This is a genomic window from Bradyrhizobium sp. (assembly GCF_017881085.1).
Lineage (GTDB): Bacteria > Pseudomonadota > Alphaproteobacteria > Rhizobiales > Xanthobacteraceae > Bradyrhizobium.
Genome location: NZ_JADGRI010000378.1, coordinates 1 through 4,581, shown reverse-complemented (window position 1 = coordinate 4,581; position 4,581 = coordinate 1). Strand labels below are relative to the sequence as shown.

General features: G+C 61.6%; 2 protein-coding genes. Both read left to right on the top strand.

What is annotated here, in order from left to right; translation table 11 throughout:
• On the top strand, positions 1–2,097 hold a 2,097-nt coding region (rpoB, locus tag QZ213_RS24885), incomplete at its 5' end, for a DNA-directed RNA polymerase subunit beta (protein WP_291688729.1).
• A gap of 127 nt (positions 2,098–2,224) precedes the next feature.
• Positions 2,225–4,581 (top strand): DNA-directed RNA polymerase subunit beta' (gene rpoC / locus QZ213_RS24880; RefSeq protein ID WP_291688728.1); only part of this gene is annotated, 2,357 nt, incomplete at its 3' end.

Below are 4,581 nucleotides of genomic sequence, written 5' to 3'. Positions count from 1 at the left end.
GCCCTGATCCCGTTCCTCGAGAACGACGACGCCAACCGCGCGCTGATGGGCTCGAACATGCAGCGTCAGGCCGTGCCGCTGGTGCGCGCCGAGGCGCCGTTCGTCGGTACCGGCATGGAAGGCGTGGTCGCGCGCGACTCGGGAGCCGCAATCGCGGCCCGCCGTTCGGGCGTGATCGACCAGATCGACGCCACCCGCGTCGTTATCCGCGCCACCGAGGATCTCGATCCCACCAAGTCGGGCGTCGATATCTACCGGCTGATGAAGTACCAGCGTTCCAACCAGTCGACCTGCATCAACCAGCGTCCGCTGGTGAAGGTTGGCGACATCGTCAAGAAGGGCGACATCATCGCCGACGGTCCCTCGACCGATCTCGGCGAACTCGCGCTGGGGCGCAACGTGCTGGTCGCGTTCATGCCGTGGAATGGCTACAACTTCGAAGATTCGATCCTGCTTTCCGAAAGAATCGTGAAGGACGACGTCTTCACCTCGATCCACATCGAGGAATTCGAGGTGATGGCCCGCGACACCAAGCTCGGCCCTGAGGAAATCACCCGCGACATTCCGAACGTCTCGGAAGAAGCGCTGAAGAACCTCGACGAAGCCGGCATCGTCTATATCGGCGCCGAAGTCCGCGCCGGCGACATCCTGGTCGGCAAGATCACGCCGAAGGGCGAAAGCCCGATGACGCCGGAGGAAAAGCTGCTGCGCGCCATCTTCGGCGAAAAGGCGTCCGACGTCCGCGATACCTCGCTCCGCGTGCCCCCGGGCGTGCAGGGCACGATCGTCGAAGTCCGCGTCTTCAACCGGCACGGCGTCGACAAGGACGAGCGCGCTTTGGCGATCGAGCGGGAAGAGATCGAGCGTCTGGCCAAGGACCGCGACGACGAGCAGGCGATCCTGGACCGCAACGTCTACAGCCGTCTCGCCGACCTTCTGGAAAACCGCCAGGGGATCGCCGGTCCGAAGGGCTTCAAGAAGGACACCAAGATCACGCGTGCGGTGCTCGACGAGCATCCGCGTTCGCAATGGTGGATGTTTGCTTCGCCCAACGACAAGCTGATGGCCGAAATCGAGGCGATGCGGAAGCAGTACGACGAATCGAAGAAGGGCCTTGAACAGCGCTTCCTCGACAAGGTCGAGAAGCTGCAGCGTGGCGACGAATTGCCGCCCGGCGTGATGAAGATGGTCAAGGTCTTCGTCGCGGTGAAGCGCAAGATTCAGCCCGGCGACAAGATGGCGGGCCGCCACGGCAACAAGGGCGTGGTGTCGAAAATCGTTCCCATCGAGGACATGCCGTTCCTCGAGGACGGAACGCATGCCGACATCGTGCTCAATCCGCTGGGCGTGCCGAGCCGGATGAACGTCGGGCAGATTCTCGAAACGCATCTCGGCTGGGCCTGCGCGGGCCTCGGCAAGCGCATCGGCCAGACGGTGGACGCCTACTACGCCAAGCAGGACATCAAGCCGCTGAAGGAGACCTTGAAAAAGATCTACGGCGACGAGGAAACCATCAAGTCGCTCAACGACGCGGAATTGATGGAGCTTGGCGGCAATCTGCGTCACGGCGTGCCGATTGCAACGCCGGTGTTCGATGGTGCCAAGGAAGCTGATATCGAGGAGATGCTGAAGCTTGCCGGTCTCGACGCCTCCGGACAATCGACCGTCTATGACGGCCGGACCGGCGACGCCTTCGACCGCAAGGTGACGGTTGGGTACATTTATATGCTCAAGCTGCATCATCTCGTGGACGACAAGATCCATGCACGTTCGATCGGACCGTACTCGCTCGTTACTCAGCAGCCGCTGGGCGGCAAGGCCCAGTTCGGCGGACAGCGTTTCGGCGAAATGGAAGTGTGGGCGCTCGAGGCTTACGGCGCGGCGTACACACTCCAGGAAATGCTGACCGTGAAGTCGGACGACGTCGCCGGCCGTACCAAGGTGTACGAGGCGATTGTGCGCGGCGACGACACGTTCGAGGCCGGTATCCCGGAATCGTTCAACGTGCTGGTCAAGGAAATGCGTTCGCTGGGTCTCAACGTCGACCTGCACAACTCGAAGGTGGGTGTCACGCCGACATCCGAGGCCGCCGAGTAACAAAAAGCGTCATGCCCGGCGCGCCTCGCGCCGGGCATCCGCGTTTCGCTCGGACGTTGGGCGGGCGCGTGGCTGAAAAAGAATTCGAATTTGCTGCCGGTGACGATCGGCACGCGAGGAGAAGACCATGAACCAAGAAATTATGAATCTCTTCAATCCGACGACGCCGGCTCAGGTCTTCGACCAGATCCGCATTTCAATCGCGTCTCCGGAGAAGATTCTGTCGTGGTCCTACGGCGAAATCAAGAAGCCGGAGACCATCAACTACCGCACCTTCAAGCCGGAGCGTGACGGCCTGTTCTGCGCCCGCATCTTCGGGCCGATCAAGGACTACGAGTGCCTGTGCGGCAAGTACAAGCGCATGAAGTACAAGGGCATCATCTGCGAGAAGTGCTCGGTCGAAGTGACGCTGTCGCGGGTCCGGCGCGAGCGCATGGGCCATATCGAACTGGCGGCCCCGGTCGCGCATATCTGGTTCCTGAAGTCGCTGCCCTCGCGCATCGGCCTCCTGCTCGACATGACGCTGAAGGATCTCGAGCGGATTCTGTATTTCGAATACTACGTCGTCCTCGAGCCCGGCCTGACTGCGCTCAAGGACCGCCAGCTGTTGTCGGAAGACGAGTACCTGAAGGCGCAGGACGAGTACGGCCAGGACTCCTTCACCGCCATGATCGGCGCCGAGGCGATCCGCGAGCTGTTGAAGGGACTTGATCTCGAAAAGCTCGAGGCCAGCCTGCGCGTCGAGATGCAGGAGACCGAGTCCGACATCAAGCACAAGAAGCTCGCCAAGCGTCTGAAGATCGTCGAGGCGTTCCGCTATTCCGGCAACAAGCCGGAGTGGATGATCCTTACCGTGGTGCCGGTGATTCCGCCGGACCTGCGTCCGCTGGTGCCGCTCGACGGCGGCCGCTTCGCGACCTCGGATCTCAACGACCTCTACCGCCGCGTCATCAACCGCAACAACCGCTTGAAGCGGCTGATGGAGCTGCGCGCGCCCGACATCATCATCCGCAACGAAAAGCGCATGCTGCAGGAGGCCGTCGACGCATTGTTCGACAACGGCCGCCGCGGCCGCGTCATCACCGGCGCCAACAAGCGGCCGCTGAAGTCGCTGGCCGACATGCTGAAGGGCAAGCAGGGCCGTTTCCGGCAGAATCTGCTCGGCAAGCGCGTCGACTATTCCGGCCGTTCCGTGATCGTGGTCGGTCCCGAACTGCGGCTGCATCAGTGCGGCCTGCCGAAGAAGATGGCGTTGGAACTGTTCAAGCCATTCATCTATTCGCGGCTTGACGCCAAGGGTCTGTCCACCACGGTGAAGCAGGCTAAGAAGCTGGTCGAAAAAGAGCGCCCCGAGGTCTGGGATATTCTCGACGAGGTGATCCGCGAGCATCCCGTGCTGCTGAACCGCGCGCCGACGCTGCATCGCCTGGGCATCCAGGCGTTCGAGCCGGTGCTGATCGAAGGCAAGGCGATCCAGCTGCATCCCTTGGTCTGCGCGGCGTTCAACGCCGACTTCGACGGCGACCAGATGGCCGTGCACGTTCCGCTGTCGCTCGAGGCGCAGCTGGAAGCGCGCGTGCTAATGATGTCGACCAACAACATCCTGCATCCGGCCAACGGCCAGCCGATCATCGTGCCGTCGCAGGATATCGTGCTCGGTCTGTACTACCTGTCGATCCTGCGTGAAGGCCTGCCGGGCGAAGGCAAGCTCTACGGCGAAATGGCCGAGATCGAGCACGCCCTGCACTCCAAAGTCATCCACCTCCACACCAAGATCAAGTATCGCTGGGAGGGGATCGACGAGAACAGCAAGCCGGTCACCCGCTGGTATGAAACCACGGCTGGCCGCGTCATGCTCGGCCAAGTGCTGCCGAAATCGCCGAAGATGCAGTTCGACGTCGTCAACAAGCTGATGACCAAGAAGGAAATCTCCGGCGTCATCGACCAGGTCTATCGTCACTGCGGTCAGAAGGAGACGGTGATCTTCTGCGATCGCATCATGGCGCTCGGCTTCTACAACGCGTTCAAGGCCGGAATTTCGTTCGGCAAGGACGACATGGTGGTGCCGGCGTCGAAGTGGAAAACCGTCGAGGAGACCCGCACGCTGGCGAAGGAATTCGAGCAGCAGTACAATGACGGCCTGATCACCCACGGCGAGAAATACAACAAGGTCGTGGACGCCTGGTCGAAGTGCACCAAGAAGATCTCCGAAGACATGATGACGGAAATCTCCGCCGTTAAGAAGAATCCGAAAGGCGGCGAGGCCCAGATCAACTCGATCTTCATGATGTCGAATTCCGGCGCCCGCGGTTCGCAGGACCAGATGCGCCAGCTCGCCGGCATGCGCGGCCTGATGGCCAAGCCGTCGGGCGAGATCATCGAGACGCCGATCATTTCCAACTTCAAGGAAGGTCTGTCGGTGCTCGAATACTTCAACTCGACCCACGGCGCCCGCAAGGGTCTCGCGGACACCGCGTTGAAGAC